Genomic DNA, 17,056 nt, shown 5'->3' on the forward strand with positions numbered 1-17,056 from the left:
GCGATCCCGCCCGTGCGACGTCACCCGGACGACGCCGTCTCCTCCTCGTTCAGCGTCCGCGCGGCCGATTCCGTCACCTCGCCGCGCTCCGTACGACCGGTCCCGACCAGTACGAGGACCAGCGCGCCGGCCGCCGTACCGACGAACCCGGCCGTCACGAACGCCGAGTCCAGGCCCGCCGCGAACGCGGCCCGCAGCGCGTGCTCGGAGAACGCCCCGCGCAGCGCGCCCGCCCCGCCGCCCGCGAGGGTGCGCGCCGCGTCGTGCGGGAGCGTGTCGCGCATCCGCGAGGCCAGCACGGTCCCGGACACGGCGACACCGAGCGCGTACCCCAGCTGCCGTACGGTGTTCAGCGCGCCGCCCGCCATGCCGGCCCGCTCGGCGGGCACCGCCGCGAGCGCCGCCCCCGCTATCGCCGGCCCCACCAGGCCGGTGCCGACGCCCACCAGGACCAGCCCCGGCACCAGCGCCGTCCAGTGCGAACCGGCCCCCAGGACGGCCTGGCAGAAACACCCCGTGCCGATCAGCAGCAGCCCGCCCCCGACGGTCAGCCGGGCCGGCGCCCCGTGCAGCAGCTTCCCGGCGAGCACCGACACCACGACGGCCGCCCCCGTCAGCGGCAGCAGCGTCAGCCCGCCGCGCACCGGGCTCAGCCCCAGCACCGTCTGCAACCAGATCGACAGATACGGCATCCCGCCGAACGCCACCCCGTTGAAGGCGAGCCCGCCCACCAGCACGCCCACGAACGCGGGCGCGCGCAGCAGCGCCGGATCCAGCAGCGGACGCGCCGCCCGCCGCTCCACCAGCACGAAGCACACCAGCGCCAGCGCCGCGCAGCCGAACGAACCGAGCGTCACGGCCCCGCCCCAGCCGTCCTCCCCGGCCCGCACCACCGCGTACGTCACCCCGCCCGCGAAGACGGCGAACGCGACCGTGCCCGCCCAGTCCACCCGCAGCCCGCGCGGCCCCCGCGACTCGGGCACCACCCGCAGCGTCAGCCACACCGCGACCACACTCACCGGCAGGTTCACGAAGAAGATCCACCGCCAGCCCGGCCCCTCGGTGAGCACCCCGCCCAGCACGGGCCCGACCGCCGCCGCCCCGCCGCTGACCGCGCCCCACACCCCGAGCGCCACCGACCGCCGCCGCCCCTGGTACACCGAGCCCAGCAGCGGCAGCGTCGTCGCGAACATCGCCGCCGCGCCCACGCCCTGCACCGCCCGCGCGGCCACCAGCGTCCCCGGCCCGTCCGCCAGCCCGCACAGCAGCGACGCCACCGCGAACAGCACCACACCCGCCACATGCACCCGCCGGCGCCCCAGCACGTCGGCGGCGGCCCCCACCCCGAGCAGCAGCGCCGCCAACGCCAGCGCGTACCCGTCCACCACCCACTGGAGCGCGCCCAGCGACGCGTGCAGCGACCGCGCCATGTCCGGCAGCGCGACGACCACGATCGTCACATCCAGCAACAACATGAACGTGCCCAGGCAGATCGCCGTGAGCGGTCCCCATGTCCGCATGCCCTCAACTCCCCGTTCCGAGATGTGCAGTTCCCCGTAGGATGGGCTCCCGGCGGACGATCGGCCCGGTACCGGCCACCCCCTCGCCGAAACCCGACAGGAACAGCCATGCTGGAGACGGAATCCGACACCGTCGACCGACTCGACCTCCAACTGCTCACCGCGCTGGAGGTCAACGGCCGGGCCTCCTTCCGGCGCCTGGGCACGGTCCTGGGCACCTCCGACCAGACCGTCGCCCGCCGCTTCCGCAGACTCACCGCCGAGGCCGGCCTGAGGGTGGTCGCGATCCGCGACGCCGTGGCCCTGGGCCAGGACCAGTGGACGCTCCGCCTGCGCTGCGCCCCCGACAACGCCCTGAACATCGCCGACGCCCTCGCCCGGCGCCCCGACACCGGCTGGATCGGCCTGGCCTCCGGCGGCACCGAGATCGTGTGCCTGACCCGCCCGCGCACCCCCGGCGACTACGACGACCTGCTGCTCGGCAAACTTCCCCGCACCCCCAGCGTCATGGAGATCCGCGCCCACCAGACACTCCACCGCTTCTACGGCGGCCCGACCGGCTGGCTGCGCCGCTTCGGCGCGCTCTCGGACGACCAGATCGCCGCCCTGCGCCCCGAGATGCCGCCCGCACCGGGCCCCGCCCACATCGAAGCGGACGACGAGGCCCTCGTCGCCGTACTGGAACGCGACGCACGCGCCACCCACCCCGAACTCCAGCGCGCCACCGGCCGCTCCGAGTCCGCCGTCAAACGCCGCCTCGCCACCCTGATCGGCTCCGGAGCCCTCTACATCGACATCGAGTACGACCTGGAGGCGCTCGGCTACGGCTGTGTCGCCGCGCTCTGGATCACCGCGGCCCCCGCCGCCCTGCACTCCGTCGGCGAGGCACTGGCCGGTCACGACGAGATCGCCTCCGCGGCGGCCACCGCAGGCGCCACCAACCTCGTCGTGACCGCCGTCGCCAGGAACACGGCGGGCCTCTACGACTACCTCAGCGGACCCCTCGGACACCTCGACGGGGTGCGGCAGGTGGAGGCCAGTCCGTTCCTGCGCCGGGTCAAACAGCTGACGTACCGGACGCTTCCGCTCAACTCGTCCGCAACACGCGGTCCCTCAAAGTAAGTTCAAGATAAATCATGCTCAACACCCAGCACGCGGAGGCGTGAATCACAGTGTCCGGCGATCGAATGTGGCTCGTCCGAAACGATGCCCCGGGGAATTTCCCGAAGATCCTTTCCGGCACCGGAAAAAATCTTCGGAAGTCCTCGGGGCGAGACCCCTGAAAGGGATATCGAATTGAAGACGAAAAACACTCACCGCAGGTCCCTGGGACGCCACCGGAAGGTGGTGGGAGCCTTAGCGGCGGCGACGGCCCTCCTCGGCGGCGGGCTCTACGCCACCGCGAACGCCGCGTCCGTCCAGACCGACCCGTCCAGCAGCGCCTCCGCGCCGGACACCGGATCCCCCACGCAGTCCGGCCCCACGTCCACCTCCCCGACCACCCCCGGATCCGCCCGCCCCTCGGCCGTCGTGCCCACGAACTCCGCCGGGAGCGGCGGCTCCGTCCAGGACGTCGTCGACGCCGCCACCACCTTCCTGGACACCCTCGACGACGACCAACAGGCCTCCGTACTCCTCGACTTCACCCAGGCCAACGCCGTCGCCTGGTCGAACCTCTCGTGCGGCGCGACCTGCCGGGTCGGCATCGAACTCGGCTCCCTCAGCACCACCCAGCTCGCCGGCGCCAAGGCGGTGGTCGAGGCCGCCACGGGCACCGGCAGCGACACCGGCTACGACCAGATCTCCCAGATCCTCGCCGCCGACGACGTCCTCGGCGAGACCGACAGCAGCTACGGCAGCGGCACCTACTACCTCGCCTTCCTGGGCACCCCGAGCACCACCGGCACCTGGCAACTCCACTTCGGCGGCGACCGGTTGGCCGTGAACCTCACCTACAAGGACGGCGAGGTCGAGGGCGCCACCCCGTACTTCGCCGGCGTCGAACCCGTCAGCTGGACCGACGACGGCACCACCTACGCGCCCCTGTCCGGCATGCACGACGGCCTCGTCTCCATGCTCGAAGGCCTGACCGACGACGAACTCGCCGAGGCCGAACTCGCCGACACCACCACCGACGTCGTGCTCGGCCCGGACGACGACGGCGACTTCCCCACCACCAAGGAAGGCATCGCCGCCAGTGAACTCACCGACGACCAGCAGCAGTTGATCCTCGACGCCATCACCCCCTGGGTCGAGGCCGCCGACGACACCACCGCCGCGGCCACCCTGAGCACCTACAAGTCGGAACTCGACGACACCTACATCTCCTACTCCGGCAGCAGCGCACTGGACACCGCGGGCGACTACGTACGCATCGACGGCCCCGGCGTCTGGATCGAGTTCTCGGTCGAGGACGGCGTCGTCGACACCGGCCAACTCGGCTACAACAGCGTCTACCGCGACCACGACACCGACTACGGAGGAGAATTCACGTTCTCCTGATCCCGCCCCGGGCACAACGGGCGGCGCCGCTCCGGACGGCGCCGCCCACCGCCCCGCATTCCCGCGCCCCGCATTCCCGCGCCCGGAATTCCCGTACGGCGCTTTCTCCCGACCCGGCGGAATTCGACACCGGCATCGCCCCGCAGTGAAAGGGAGCGGGAATTACGGACCGCGCCGATGCAGCCGGTCACCGCCCGCCAGAATCGCCGCCGCCAACGCGTCCGCCGCCCCCTGGGCGGAAACCCGCCGCCGCCCGTGCACCAGCACGAAATCCACCTCGCCCAATTCCGGCAGCCCCGCCCGCTCCGGCACCCGCACCAGACCCGGCGGCACCAGACCCTTCGAGTGCGCCATCACCCCGAGCCCCGCCCGCGCGGCGGCGATCAGCCCGTTCAGACTCCCGCTCGTGCACGCGATCCGCCACGCCCGCCCCTGCCGCTCCAGCGCCTCCATCGCCAGCGCCCGGGTGATCCCCGGCGGCGGATAGACGATCAGCGGCACCGGACGCTCCGCGTCCAGCCGCAGCCGCTCCGCGCCGATCCACACCAGCTTGTCGTGCCACACCAGTTCGCCCCGGGGATCCTCAGCCCGCCGCTTCGCCAGCACCAAGTCCAGCTTCCCGGCCGCCAGTTGCTCGTGCAGCGTCCCGGACAGCTCCACCGTCAGCTCCAGGTCGACCTCGGGATGGTCGTAGCGGAAGCCCTCCAGGATCTCCGGCAGCCGGGTCAGGACGAAGTCCTCGGACGCCCCGAAGCGCAGCCGGCCGCGCAGCCGGGTGCCGGTGAAGAACGCCGACGCCTGCTCCTGCACCTCCAGGATCCGGCGCGCGAAGCCGAGCATCGCCTCGCCGTCCTCGGTCAGCTCCACGGAGTGCGTGTCCCGGGTGAACAGCTGCCGTCCCGTCGCGTCCTCCAGCCGCCGCACATGCTGGCTCACCGTGGACTGCCGCAGCCCGAGCCGCCGCGCGGCCTGCGTGAAACTCAGCGTCTGCGACACCGCGAGGAAAGTCCGCAGCTGAGAGAGGTCGTACATGGCATACACGGTAGCCGGTCATCGCGAAACGTGATGGCAGTCAGAGCGGTATGACGGATTCCCGATCAAGCGGCGGAAGAGGACGATGGGGAGGGCACGGGTCCGCGCCGCACGGGCGGACGTACAGCGAGACGGTGGAGCACAGTGAAACGCCTGCGACGGCCCGGTCGGATGCCGATCGACCCCTACATCCTGCTGCTCCTCGCAACGGTCGGCGTCGCCGCGCTCCTGCCCGCCACGGGCACCGGCGCCGACATCGCCTCCGGCGCCTCCACCGCGGCCATCGCCTTCCTCTTCTTCCTCTACGGCGCCCGCCTCTCCACCCGCGAGGCACTGGACGGCCTCAAGCACTGGCGCCTGCACACCACCGTCCTGGCCTGCACCTTCGTCGTCTTCCCGCTGCTCGGGCTGGCCGCCCGCGGTCTCGTCCCGGTGCTGCTGACCCACCCCCTCTACCAGGGGCTGCTCTTCCTCACCCTCGTCCCCTCGACCGTCCAGTCCTCCATCGCGTTCACCTCGATCGCGCGCGGCAACGTGCCCGCCGCGATCTGCGCCGGCTCCTTCTCCTCGCTCGCCGGCATCGTCATCACCCCGCTGCTCGCCGCCGCCCTGCTCGGCGGCAACGCGGGCGGCTTCTCCGCCGACTCCCTCGTCAAGATCGTGCTGCAACTCCTCGTGCCGTTCCTCGCCGGACAGCTGCTGCGGCGCTGGGTCGGCGCCTTCATCGCCCGGCACAAGAAGGTCCTCGGCTATGTCGACCGCGCCTCGATCCTCCTCGTCGTCTACACCGCGTTCAGCGAGGGCATGGTCCAGGGCATCTGGCACCAGGTCAGCGCCCTGCGCCTGGCCGGACTGCTCGCCGTCGAGGCGGTCGTCCTCGCCGTGATGCTCACCCTGACTTGGTACGGCGGCAGGGCGCTGGGCTTCGACCGAGAGGACCGCATCGCGATCCAGTTCGCGGGCTCCAAGAAGTCCCTCGCCTCCGGACTGCCCATGGCCAGCGTCCTGTTCGGCGCCCACGCCTCCCTCGCCGTGCTCCCGCTGATGCTCTTCCACCAGATGCAGTTGATGGTGTGCGCGGTCATCGCCAAGCGCCGCGCCCGCGATCCGCTGCCCGGGGCCACCGGTACGGCGGCCCCGGGCGCGGGATCACGAAGCGCGGTCGGTACGGCGACACGTTCCGCCTGAGGCGCCGGGCGCGGTCGGCGGGCGCGAAGACGTCAGTGGCCGCCGCTCACCCGGTCCAGGGGCAGCCAGAGCACGGTCCCGGCGGTGGGCGGACGCGGGGCGGCCAGCTCGTCGTCCGTCAACAGCCGGTCCCAGACGTGGACTTCGTCCAGAGAACCCGTGAAGTACTGCAAGCTGTCCATGCGTTGGCCGAGGTGCACGCCGAACGGCGAGTTGCGGCTCACGGACCCCACGACGTCCGCCGTGCCCACCGCCGTACCGTCCACGGACAGCGTCAACTGCCCGCCGCCGCGCCGCACCACGGCGTGATGCCACTGCCCGTCGTTGTAGGCGCCGGCGGTCACCACGGACGTGGTGTGCACGGCCGTCGCGCCGTCCCGGGTGGTGATCAGCGCCCGCACGTGGTTGCCGGCGGGCTCACCGCGCAGCCACACCTGCGGCTGGCTGGTGCCGACCCCGCCCATCCACAGGAACGGCTGGTCGCCGGTCGTGGCGGTGTAGCGGAACCAGAGGGAGACCGTGAAGTCCTTCGTCCCCAGGGGCAGTCGGTCGCTGTAGGGCAGGCGGACGGCGTCGTCGACACCGTCGAAGGACAGCGCGCCGCCCGACACACCGTCCGTCTCCTCGGCGCCGCCGAGCACGGCCGCGCGCCCGGCGTGCGGGGCGAGGTCGGCGGTCGTCGGGTCCGGGCCCCGGCGCGGTTGCAGCCAGGCCTCGTCGAAGCGGGCGAAGCGGATCTCGTCGGTCGCCGACACGGCACCGCCCTCGTAGACCAGGCCCACGGTGTCGGCGCCGATCCGCGCCATGTCCGAGTAGCCGGACCAGTCCTTGGTGACCACCGTGCCGCGGTCGACGCTGTCCCAGGTGCGCCCGCCGTCGTAGGAGGAGCGGATCATCATCGTCCGGCGGCGGTCGGGGTCCGCGTCGCAGGACAGCAGGATGCGGGAGCCGACGCCGAGGGTGGCGCACTGGACCTGCGGGGCGTACAGGTCGGGCAGGTCGCGGAAGGGCGCGCTGAAGCTGTCGCCGCCGTCGCGGCTGACCGCCTGGGTGCGGTGGCCGAGGTCGGTGCCGTCCTGCTCACGGCCGCTCACCAGGATGGAGCCGTCGGAGCGCTCGGTCATCGTCACCTCGGACGGCTTCTGCCGCCAGGTCCCGTCGGCCGCTATCGGGTACGAGTCGGTGGCGCCGATCTTCCAGTGGTCGCCGCCGTCGTCGCTCACGATCAGCGCCGCGTTGTTGGCGGTGACCCGACTCCCGTCCCAGGTCTCGGTGTTGACGCCGAACACGAGCCGCCCCCGGTGCTTGCCGCGGGTGAGCTGGATGCCGTGCACGGGTCCGGTGGCGTACCAGGAGTTCCAGTTCGGGGGGAGGATCTCGTCGCTCAGGTCGCGCGGCTGCGACCAGCTGAGGCCGTCGTCGTCGCTGTACTGGAGGTGCGGGGTGCGGTCGCAGGGCACCGAGCAACTGGCGCTGTCCGTACGGCCCGTGTTGTACGTCTCGGCGAGCAGGATCCGCCCGGTCCTGCGGTCCACGACGGGTGCCGGGTTGCCGTGCGTGTCGCCGCCGCCGCGGTTGACGACCTGGAGCGGGCTCCAGGTGGCGCCGTCGTCGGTGGAGCGTTTGACGACGATGTCGATGTCGGCGGCGTCACCGCAGTTGAGGACCCGGCCCTCGGCGAACGCGAGCAGTGTCCCGTCGTTCGTCCGTACGACGGCCGGGATGCGGAAGCAGGCGTAGCCCGGGTCCTGGGACGCCTTGAAGAGGACCTGCTGCTCGAACTCGGCTGCGGGGGAGGCGGATCGGGCGGCGGCGTGCGCGGGGCTCGGAAGCACGAGCAGCGCGGCCAGGGTGAGTACGGCGGTGAGGGTGGATCTCAGACGTGCGCGAAGACTTGACGGCATGGTGGTGCTACCTGCCCTTCATTCGTCTTGACATCCGGACATCCCACGTCCAACGGGCGCGTCACAGACGTTAGTTGGGGCATCCGGGGCCTCACAAGAAGCGTGCAGCTTTCGGTGTCGGGGAAGTTGACGGGGCGCCAGGTCCGGGCCGGTGCCTCAGGGCCGCAGCACGACCTTGCCCAGGTTGCTCCGGGACTCGATCACCCCGTGCGCCCTCGCCGCCTCCGCGAGCCCGAACTCCCCGTGCACGCACGGCTTCAGGGTGCCCTCGGCGAACAGCCGCCACAGCTCCCGCCGCCACCGCCCGTACACCTCCGGCCGCCCGCGCGCGATCCGCGCCAGCTGGAACCCGGTCACGGACTTCGCGCCCACGAGAAGGTCGTGGGCTTGGACGGTCCCGCCGCCCGAGCTGTACGCCACGAGCCGCCCGCCCGGAGCCAGTGCGGCCAGTGCCGGGGTGAGCAACTCGCCGCCCACCGCGTCGAGTACGCAGTCGACCGGTTCGACCGAGGCGAGCGCGTCGTAGCCGATCACCTCGTCGGCGCCCAGGGCGCGCACGAAGCCGGCCTTCGCCGGATCGGAGACCGCGCCCACCACCCGCCCCGCACCCCGCGCCTTCGCCAGCCGCACGGCGAGATGCCCCACCCCGCTGGCCGCCGCCGTGACCAGCACGGCCTCGCCGGGCTCGGGGCGGGCCGCGTCCAGCGCGCCCAGCGCGACCAGTCCGCTGCGCACGAGCGCGACGGCGTCGACGGCGGAGGCGGCGTCGGGCACCGGCGAGGCCATCTCCTCGCGCAGGACGGCGTAGTCGGCGTAGCCGTGCCCGAAGCACAGGCCCGTCACCCGCTCGCCCACCCGGAAGCCGGTCACCTCCTGTCCCGCGGCGACCACCTCGCCCGCGATCTCACCGCCGAGCGGGATCGGCCCGGCGGCCTCGGTGACCTTGCGGACGACCGGCAGGGTGACCCCGATCGCCTCGGCGCGGACCAGGAGTTCACCCGGTCCGGGCTCCGGTACGGGGACCTCCTCCAGGAACAGGGGGCCGCCGGTGGACTCGTAGCGGACACGGCGCATCGCACCTCCAGAAATCGTTGGGAGTCCCCATGATATTCACGAGGTCATGGGGACGTCCAACGACTTCCCGGTAGGCTGCGCACATGGCCCAAGCACCCCTCACCGCGATCCGCTCCCTGCCCAGCTGGCTCCTGGGCCGAGCCGCCGCCCGCGGCCGGACCCTCGTCGCCGACGCCCTGGCCGCCGAAGGCCTCAAGATGTGGCACCACGTCGTCCTCTCCGCCGTCCGGGACCTCGCCCCCGTCGCCCAGGCCGACCTCGGCCGCGGAGTCGGACTCGACCCCAAGGACCTCGTCGGCGTCCTGAACGACCTCCAGGCCGCCCGCCTGGTCGTCCGCGAACCGGACCCCAAGGACCGCCGCAAGAACGCGGTCTCGCTCACCGCGGAAGGCGCACGCTTGCTCAAGCGGTGCGAGAAGGCGGCCCGCGAGGCCAACGACACGCTCCTCGCCCCGCTCACGGCGGCCGAACGCGACCGGTTCACGGACCTGTTGATCCGGATCTCCGGTGTGGACGGCTGACGGGAGCTAACGTTCCGTCATGACCCCACCGCAGACCCCCGAACCCCGGCTCGCCCTCGACCCCGCACGCACCGCCCTCGTCCTCGTCGACCTGATGGACCGCATCGTCGCGCTGCCGCTCGCACCGTACAAAGGCACCGAAGTCCTCACCGCCGCCCAGGAGTTGGCCGCCGCGTTCCGCTCGGCCGGAGCACTCGTCGTACTGATCCGGGTCGAACGCCCCGGCATCACCGAACAGCCCTCCGGCAGCGGACTCGCCGCCGGACTCGCCCACGAAGGCGACCTGGAGATCGTGAAACGGACCATCGGCGGCTTCCAGGGCACGGGACTTGACGAGCAGCTGCGTGAACGGGGCGTCGACACCCTGGTGTTCGGCGGAATCGCCACCAACCTCGGCGTCGAGTCCACCGCCCGCGCCGCCGGCGACCTCGGCTACCGGCTCGTCTTCGCCGAGGACGCCATGAGCGCCTTCACCGACGCCGAGCACCAGGCGTCGGTCACCCTCGACTTCCCACGGCTGGGATCCGTCGTGACCGCCGCCGAGGCGGTGTTCGCACCGGGCGGCTGAGACGCCCCGCACGCACGGCGGCCGGGACGCGCCGCCCGGCCGTCACACCAGGACCGTGCCGCCGTCCACGACCACCGTCGAACCGGTGCTGTAACCACCGCGCAGCAGATACAGATACGCCTCGGCCACATCGGCCGGCTCACCGATCCGGCCGACCGGCAGCGACCCGGCGACCGAGTCGAACAGCCCCGCCCGCTCCTCCTCACCCAACTCCCGCCACAACCGCGTCCGCACCACCCCCGGCGCCACCGCGTTGACCCGCAGCGGCGCCAACTCCAGGGCCAGCGCCCGGGTCAGCGACTCCATCGCCCCGCACAACGCGGCGGCCACCGACGTACCGGGCAGTGGCCTGCGCCCGGCGGTCCCCGTGGTCAGCACCACCGAACCACCCTCCCGGATCGATCCGGCACCGTACTTCACCGCCATGTACGCACCCCACAGCCGGGTCTCCAGGAACCCCCGGGCCCGCCCGAGATCCGACTCCGCCACACTCTCCAACAGCAGCGCCTCACCCGCCGTGTACACCAGGTGGTCGTAGCCGCCGAGCCCCGCGAAGAAGTCCCGCACCGCGGACTCGTCGCCCGCGTCGAGCACCCGGCCCTCCGCGTCCTGAGGCAGCCGCTCCAGCGCCGCGTCCACACTCTCCCGCCGCCGCGAGGCGACCACCACCCGGGCGCCCTCCCGCCCGGCCTCCTCCGCGACCGCGAGCCCGATGCCCGCCGTACCGCCGATGACGACGACCCGCTCTCCCCGCACACCCATGACCAGCCCCTTCCGTCGCGCTGTGACACCGTCCAGCCTGCGGTCGCCGCCACCGCGCCGTCCAAGACCTCTTCCGCCGCCGGCGATACCCTGAAGGCATCGCCGACGGCGACACGACGACACCGGCCACACGCACGGCGGACAGACGGTGGGAGCCATGGACCTCGACCTGCGCAAGCTCCGCTACTTCGTGGCGGTGGCCGAACTGCTCCACTTCGGACGCGCGGCCCAACGGCTCCACATCGCGCAACCGGTGCTGAGCCGTCAGATCCGGTCCTTGGAAAAGGACTTGGACGTCACCCTCTTCGAACGCGACAGCCACGGCGTGACGTTGACGGCGGCCGGACACCAACTCCTCGACGACGCACGGACCCTGCTCGCCACCGCCGACGCCACCCGCGGCCGAGTGCGCCGCGCCGCACACGGGCCGCACCGCCTCGTCGTCGGCTTCCGCGCCGGGATCGTCGTCACCCCCGCGCTGCGCGCCTTCGCCGCCGCCCACCCCGACACCGAGGTCAAGGCCCGCCGCGTCGAATGGGACGACCAGGAACACCTGATCCTCGACGGCACCGTCGACCTCGCCTACCTGCGCCGCCCCGTCCGCGCACAAGGCCTCACCCTGCTCCCGCTGTTCACCGAACCCCGGGTGGCGATGCTCCCCGCCGACCACCGCCTCGCCGGAAAACCGGACCTCGTCCTCGCCGACCTCGCCGGCGAGAACCGGCTGCGCTACCTCAACCCGCACCCCGACCCCGGCGACGTACCGATCCGCACCATCGAGGAGAAGTTCGAGAACGTCGCCTCCGGCGCGGGCATCACCCTCGTCCCCGTCTCCGTCGCCGAGCAGTACTCCCGCCCCGACATCGCCTACGTCCCCGTCACCGACGCCGAACCCGACGAGGTCGTCCTCGCCTGGGAGACCGCCCGCCGCGCCCCGCTCGTCACGGCGTTCGTGCGGACCGCGCGGAGCGTCGTGGACCAGGACTGAGGCGGGGCCCCTGCGGCGCAGGGGGCGCTCCCCGCCGGCCGGGGCCCCGCCGCCGTGCCGCGGGACGGGGGCGTCAGCCCTGGGTGGCCGCGGCCGTCAGGGCGATGCGGTCCTCGCCCGCGTACACGTTCATGTTGGCGCCCCGCAGGAAGCCCACCAGGGTCAGTCCCGTCTCCGCCGCCAGGTCCACCGCCAGCGAGGAGGGCGCCGACACCGCCGCCAGCACCGGGATCCCGGCCATCACCGCCTTCTGCGCCAGCTCGAAGGAGGCCCGGCCCGAGACGAGCAGGATCACCCGGGACAGCGGCAGGTCACCGTTCTGGAGGGCACGGCCGACCAGCTTGTCGACCGCGTTGTGCCGGCCCACGTCCTCCCGCACGTCCAGCAGCTCGCCCTCCTCGCTGAACAGGGCCGCCGCGTGCAGACCCCCGGTCCGGTCGAAGACCCGCTGGGCCGCGCGCAGCCGGTCGGGGAGGCTCGCGAGCAGCGCGGGCGCGACACGGACCGGGGGAGTGTCGGAGATCGGCCAGCGGGTCGTCGTACGGACCGCGTCCAGGCTCGCCTTGCCGCACAGACCGCACGAGGACGTCGTGTACACGTTCCGCTCCAGCGTGATGTCCGGGATCACCACGTCCGGAGCGGTGCGCACATCGACGACGTTGTACGTGTTCGTACCGTCGACCGTCGCCCCCGCGCAGTACACGATGTTCCGCAGATCGTATGCGTTCGCCAGTACACCTTCGCTGACCAGGAACCCGGCCGCGAGCGCGAAGTCGTCGCCCGGCGTCCGCATCGTGATGGCCAGGGGCTTGCCGTTGAGCCGGATCTCCAGCGGCTCCTCGGCCACGAGCGTGTCCGGCCGGCTGGAGACCGCGCCGTCGCGGATCCGGATCACCTTGCGTCGTTCCGTGACTCGTCCCATGTCCTGATCAGCCCCGGTCCTGTACGTGCTGGTGGCCGAAACGGCCCTTGCTGCGGAAGTCGCCGCGGGTCACCGCGCCGCCGTGCGACGAGGCGACCCCCACGCCCTCATTGTCCTGCACGCGCGGAGCGGACCGGCGGCCCACCCGCGCCACCTCACGCGGCGGCGCCCAGCGCGAGCAGGTCCGAGATCGCGTGCACGGTGCGCAAAGTGGGCACCTCCACACCGGTGATCTCCGCCAACTCGACCACGGCCGCGAGGAGTACGTCGAGTTCGAGCGGCTTGCCGCGCTCCAGGTCCTGGAGCGTCGAGGTGCGGTGGTCACCGACGCGTTCCGCGCCCGCGAGCCGCCGCTCGATGGAGACCCCGACCTCGCAGCCCAGAGCCTCGGCGACCGAGAGCGTCTCGGTCATCATGATCTCGATGACCCTGCGGGTGCCGCCGTGCAGACACATCTGCCGCATGGTGGCGCGGGACAGCGCGCTGATCGGGTTGAAGGAGATGTTGCCGAGCAGCTTGAGCCAGATGTCGTTGCGCAACTCCCGCTCGACCGGGCACTTCAGCCCGCCGGCCCGCATCGCCTCGCTCAGCGCGAGACAGCGCGCCGAGACGCTCCGGTCGGGCTCCCCGATCGAGAACCGGGTGCCTTCGAGATGGCGCACCACTCCCGGCCCCGCGAGCTCCGTCGCCGCGTAGACGACACAGCCGACGGCCCGCTCGGGCGCGAGCACCGCACTGACCGCGCCCCCCGGGTCGACGCTCTCGACGCGCTGCCCGTCGTAGGGGCCGCCGTGCGCGTGGAAGTACCACCAGGGGATGCCGTTCTGCGCGGCCACGACCGCCGTCGTGTCGTGCAGCAGGGGCTCGATCAGCGGCCCGCACGCCGCGTACGAGTTGGCCTTCAGGCCGAGGAGGACGAAGTCGGCCGGGCCGATCTCCGCCGGGTCGTCGGTGGCGTGGACGCGGGCGGTGAAGTCGCCGCGCGGGCTGAGGACCTGGACGCCGTGCTGCCTCATGGCCGCGAGATGCGGTCCACGGGCGACGAGATGCACGTCGGCGCCCGCGCGATGCAGCGCGGCTCCGACGTAGGCGCCGATCGCACCGGCGCCGAGGACTGCGACTTTCACGTGAGACTCTCCGTTCGGTCGAGGGAGTACCGCGGAGGTGGCTGCCGTCCCGCTGCCGCGGCTGCCGCCGGGCCGGTGCGGACGACAACCGAACAGTGTCGACGAAATATTGTCTACAGTATGGACTCGACCTCGGCAAGGGTTCGGACAACGGCCGTCACATCGGCAGCCGTCACGTCAACAGCCGTTCCGGCGGCGACCGTTCGGCGCACACTGCATACCGCTCATCGCATACGGTCGACGCACCGCCTTCTCAACTCACCCGCCACTCCCTACCGTCCGGGATCATGAGTCCCCCAGTAGCACCCCCGGCGTGGAGCCGCTGGCTGGTTCCCCCCGCCGCCCTCTCGGTGCACCTCTCCATCGGCCAGGCCTACGCCTGGAGCGTGTTCAAGCCGCCGCTCGAATCCGCGCTGAACCTGAGCGGCACCCAGAGCGCGCTGCCCTTCCAACTCGCGATCGTCATGCTCGGCCTCTCGGCCGCGTTCGGCGGCACCCTCGTCGAACGCAACGGACCCCGCTGGGCGATGACCGTCGCCCTGATCTGCTTCTCCTCCGGCTTCCTGATCTCCGCGCTGGGCGCGGAGACGAAGCAGTTCTGGCTGATCGTCCTCGGCTACGGCTTCGTCGGCGGGATAGGCCTCGGCATCGGCTACATCTCACCCGTCTCCACCCTGATCAAGTGGTTCCCCGACCGGCCCGGCATGGCCACCGGCATCGCCATCATGGGCTTCGGCGGCGGCGCGCTCATCGCCTCCCCGTGGTCGGCCCAGATGCTGAAGTCGTTCGGCGCCGACAACACCGGTATCGCGCAGACGTTCCTGGTACTCGGTCTTTCGTATGCGGTCTTCATGACCCTCGGCGTACTGCTCGTCCGGGTGCCGCGCACCGAGGACTCCCGACACCCGGCGGACCCGGCCGGCGCCCCGGCCCTCACCGGCGTGCAGGTCTCCGCCAACAGCGCCGTGCGCACCCCGCAGTTCTGGTGCCTGTGGGTCGTCCTGTGCATGAACGTGACCGCGGGGATCGGCATCCTGGAGAAGGCCGCCCCGATGATCACGGACTTCTTCGCCGACACCTCCACACCCGTCTCGGTGTCGGCCGCCGCCGGCTTCGTCGCGCTGCTCTCCGCGGCCAATATGGCGGGCCGCATCGGCTGGTCGTCGACCTCCGACCTGATCGGCCGCAAGAACATCTACCGCGTCTACCTCGGCGTCGGCGCCGTCATGTACGCGCTCATCGCCCTGTTCGGCGACTCCTCCAAGCCGCTGTTCATCCTGTGCGCGCTGGTCATCCTCTCCTTCTACGGCGGCGGATTCGCGACCGTACCCGCGTACCTGAAGGACCTGTTCGGCACCTACCAGGTCGGCGCGATCCACGGCCGGCTCCTCACCGCCTGGTCCCTGGCCGGCGTCCTCGGACCGCTGATCGTGAACTGGATCGCCGACCACCAGAAGGACGCCGGCAAACACGGCGCCTCCCTCTACGACACCTCCTTCCTCATCATGATCGGGCTGCTCGTCGTCGGCTTCGTCGCCAACGAACTCGTCCGGCCCGTCAACGCCCGCCACCACATCCCCGCCCAGAGGGAGGCCGTCGATGTCGAACGACACCAGTCCGAGTCCGCCTGACCGGCGCCCGCTGATCGCCTTCGCCTGGCTCTGGGTCGGCGCACCCCTCGCCTACGGCCTGTACGAACTGGTACTCAAGGCGAAGCAGCTGTTCACCGGCTGAATGTTCGGGCGAGTCCGTCAACCGCGGGACGGCTGACGGAAGCCGACAACCCTGACGGCAGTTTCCTGTGGCATCACCTGCCGTCGTACCCGCGAGTCACTGGCAACACTGGTGGATCCCGCTACCCAAGGCACCGAGGGGAACCACCCATGAACGGCACGCGGATCGCCGCCGTCGGCCACTACCAGCCCGCCAAGGTACTCACCAACAAGGACCTGGCGGGCATGGTCGACACCAGCGACGAGTGGATCACCTCCAGGGTGGGCATCCGGACCCGCCACATCGCCGGACCCGACGAACCGGTCGACGAGCTGGCCGCGCACGCCGCCGCCAAGGCCCTCGCGGCGGCGGGCCTGACGCCCGAGGACATCGACCTGGTCCTCGTCGCCACCTCCACGGCCATCGACCGCTCCCCGAACATGGCCGCCCGGGTCGCCGCCCGCCTCGGCATCCCCTCGCCCGCCGCCATGGACGTCAACGTCGTGTGCGCGGGCTTCACCCACGCCCTGGCCACCGCCGACCACGCCGTCCGCGCGGGAGCGGCCGTACGGGCCCTGGTCATCGGGGCCGACAAGATGTCCGAGGTCACCGACTGGAGCGACCGTACGACCTGTGTCCTCGTCGGTGACGGAGCGGGCGCCGCCGTCGTCGAGGCCGCCGACGGACCCGGCATCGGACCCGTCCTGTGGGGATCCGTGCCGGAGATGGGCCACGCGGTACGGATCGAGGGCACGCCCCCGCGGTTCGCGCAGGAGGGCCAGAGCGTCTACCGCTGGGCCACCACCCAGCTCCCGCCCATCGCCCGCAAGGCCTGCGAGAAGGCCGGCCTGACCCCCGCCGACCTCGCCGGCGTCGTCCTCCACCAGGCGAACCTGCGGATCATCGAGCCCCTCGCCGAGAAGATCGGCGCCGTCAACGCCGTGGTCGCCCGCGATGTCGTCCAATCGGGCAACACCTCCGCCGCCAGCATCCCCCTCGCGTTCTCGAAACTCGTCGAACAGGGCGCCGTCCGCACCGGCGATCCGGTCCTGCTGTTCGGCTTCGGCGGGAACCTGTCGTACGCCGGCCAGGTCGTACGGTGCCCATGACCTGCGCGGACGTCCGGGTGCCCCGGCGGGTGTGACGAGGCCGACGCGCGCACCCTCTGGCTACCGTGCGCCGTAGACTGTAGACAAAAGACAATCGATACTTGGTCGTACGGTTACTGTCTGCAA

The 17,056-nt window shown here is 71.9% G+C and carries 16 protein-coding genes; 9 read left to right on the top strand and 7 right to left on the bottom strand.

Going from position 1 to position 17,056, the window contains the following annotated elements; translation table 11 throughout:
• Positions 1-20: 20 nt before the first annotated feature.
• A complete protein-coding gene (locus ACIQPR_RS15710) occupies positions 21-1,520 on the bottom strand; it encodes an MFS transporter (protein ID WP_403647701.1) in 1,500 nt (499 codons plus the stop codon).
• 108 nt (positions 1,521-1,628) lie between these two features.
• Between ACIQPR_RS15710 and ACIQPR_RS15715 the strand changes: the two genes are divergently transcribed.
• The gene (locus ACIQPR_RS15715; RefSeq protein WP_403647704.1) at positions 1,629-2,642 is read left to right on the top strand and encodes an Lrp/AsnC family transcriptional regulator; all 1,014 of its coding nucleotides are present in this window, start codon (positions 1,629-1,631) and stop codon (positions 2,640-2,642) included.
• 225 nt (positions 2,643-2,867) lie between these two features.
• Positions 2,868-4,022: a DUF3500 domain-containing protein gene (locus tag ACIQPR_RS15720; protein ID WP_403647707.1), complete on the top strand. Its 1,155-nt coding sequence runs from the start codon at positions 2,868-2,870 to the stop codon at positions 4,020-4,022.
• Between the two features lie 162 nt (positions 4,023-4,184).
• Here ACIQPR_RS15720 and ACIQPR_RS15725 read toward each other — a convergent pair whose 3' ends face one another.
• Positions 4,185-5,054 (bottom strand): LysR substrate-binding domain-containing protein, encoded by an 870-nt coding sequence (locus ACIQPR_RS15725; RefSeq protein ID WP_403647710.1) that lies wholly within the window; start codon positions 5,052-5,054, stop codon positions 4,185-4,187.
• Positions 5,055-5,225: 171 nt separating this feature from the next.
• Here ACIQPR_RS15725 and ACIQPR_RS15730 point away from each other — a divergent pair, with 171 nt between their 5' ends.
• Complete coding sequence (locus tag ACIQPR_RS15730) at positions 5,226-6,242, top strand: bile acid:sodium symporter family protein (protein ID WP_403647713.1); 1,017 nt, start codon at positions 5,226-5,228, stop codon at positions 6,240-6,242.
• 32 nt (positions 6,243-6,274) lie between these two features.
• Here the strand turns inward: ACIQPR_RS15730 and ACIQPR_RS15735 are convergent, their stop codons facing one another.
• Both ACIQPR_RS15735 and ACIQPR_RS15740 read right to left on the bottom strand, forming a co-directional pair.
• Entirely contained in the window at positions 6,275-8,146 is a 1,872-nt protein-coding gene (locus tag ACIQPR_RS15735; protein WP_403647716.1) for an exo-alpha-sialidase, read from the bottom strand.
• A gap of 156 nt (positions 8,147-8,302) precedes the next feature.
• On the bottom strand, positions 8,303-9,220 hold the full coding sequence (locus ACIQPR_RS15740; RefSeq protein WP_403647719.1) for a zinc-binding alcohol dehydrogenase family protein: 918 nt from the start codon (positions 9,218-9,220) through the stop codon (positions 8,303-8,305).
• A gap of 83 nt (positions 9,221-9,303) precedes the next feature.
• Between ACIQPR_RS15740 and ACIQPR_RS15745 the strand changes: the two genes are divergently transcribed.
• Together ACIQPR_RS15745 and ACIQPR_RS15750 are read left to right on the top strand one after the other, a co-directional pair.
• Positions 9,304-9,741, top strand: a complete 438-nt coding sequence (locus tag ACIQPR_RS15745) for a MarR family winged helix-turn-helix transcriptional regulator (RefSeq protein WP_403647722.1) — start codon at positions 9,304-9,306, stop codon at positions 9,739-9,741.
• A 19-nt stretch (positions 9,742-9,760) separates the two neighbouring features.
• Positions 9,761-10,309 carry an isochorismatase family protein gene (locus ACIQPR_RS15750; RefSeq protein ID WP_403647725.1) on the top strand — a complete coding sequence of 183 codons (549 nt, stop codon included), beginning with the start codon at positions 9,761-9,763 and terminating at the stop codon, positions 10,307-10,309.
• A 42-nt stretch (positions 10,310-10,351) separates the two neighbouring features.
• On the opposite strand, the gene ACIQPR_RS15755 is transcribed toward ACIQPR_RS15750, so the two are convergent.
• Positions 10,352-11,071 carry an SDR family oxidoreductase gene (locus ACIQPR_RS15755; RefSeq protein WP_403647727.1) on the bottom strand — a complete coding sequence of 240 codons (720 nt, stop codon included), beginning with the start codon at positions 11,069-11,071 and terminating at the stop codon, positions 10,352-10,354.
• Positions 11,072-11,228: 157 nt separating this feature from the next.
• Between ACIQPR_RS15755 and ACIQPR_RS15760 the strand changes: the two genes are divergently transcribed.
• Complete coding sequence (locus ACIQPR_RS15760; protein ID WP_403647730.1) at positions 11,229-12,059, top strand: LysR family transcriptional regulator; 831 nt, start codon at positions 11,229-11,231, stop codon at positions 12,057-12,059.
• 73 nt (positions 12,060-12,132) lie between these two features.
• On the opposite strand, the gene fdhD is transcribed toward ACIQPR_RS15760, so the two are convergent.
• Positions 12,133-12,981: a formate dehydrogenase accessory sulfurtransferase FdhD gene (fdhD, locus tag ACIQPR_RS15765; protein WP_403647732.1), complete on the bottom strand. Its 849-nt coding sequence runs from the start codon at positions 12,979-12,981 to the stop codon at positions 12,133-12,135.
• A gap of 155 nt (positions 12,982-13,136) precedes the next feature.
• On the bottom strand, positions 13,137-14,108 hold the full coding sequence (locus tag ACIQPR_RS15770; protein ID WP_403647735.1) for a 2-dehydropantoate 2-reductase: 972 nt from the start codon (positions 14,106-14,108) through the stop codon (positions 13,137-13,139).
• A gap of 287 nt (positions 14,109-14,395) precedes the next feature.
• Between ACIQPR_RS15770 and ACIQPR_RS15775 the strand changes: the two genes are divergently transcribed.
• The 3 genes from ACIQPR_RS15775 to ACIQPR_RS15785 all read left to right on the top strand — a co-directional run bounded on the left by ACIQPR_RS15775 (position 14,396) and on the right by ACIQPR_RS15785 (position 16,930).
• Positions 14,396-15,739 (top strand): OFA family MFS transporter, encoded by a 1,344-nt coding sequence (locus ACIQPR_RS15775; RefSeq protein ID WP_403647738.1) that lies wholly within the window; start codon positions 14,396-14,398, stop codon positions 15,737-15,739.
• Positions 15,708-15,842 carry a hypothetical protein gene (locus ACIQPR_RS15780; protein WP_403647741.1) on the top strand — a complete coding sequence of 45 codons (135 nt, stop codon included), beginning with the start codon at positions 15,708-15,710 and terminating at the stop codon, positions 15,840-15,842. The genes ACIQPR_RS15775 and ACIQPR_RS15780 overlap by 32 nt, the downstream gene beginning before the upstream one ends.
• Before the next feature lie 149 nt (positions 15,843-15,991).
• The gene (locus ACIQPR_RS15785) at positions 15,992-16,930 is read left to right on the top strand and encodes a beta-ketoacyl-ACP synthase III (RefSeq protein WP_403647744.1); all 939 of its coding nucleotides are present in this window, start codon (positions 15,992-15,994) and stop codon (positions 16,928-16,930) included.
• Positions 16,931-17,056 lie beyond the last annotated feature (126 nt).

This window comes from Streptomyces sp. NPDC091280 (assembly GCF_044768565.1).
Taxonomy (GTDB): domain Bacteria; phylum Actinomycetota; class Actinomycetes; order Streptomycetales; family Streptomycetaceae; genus Streptomyces.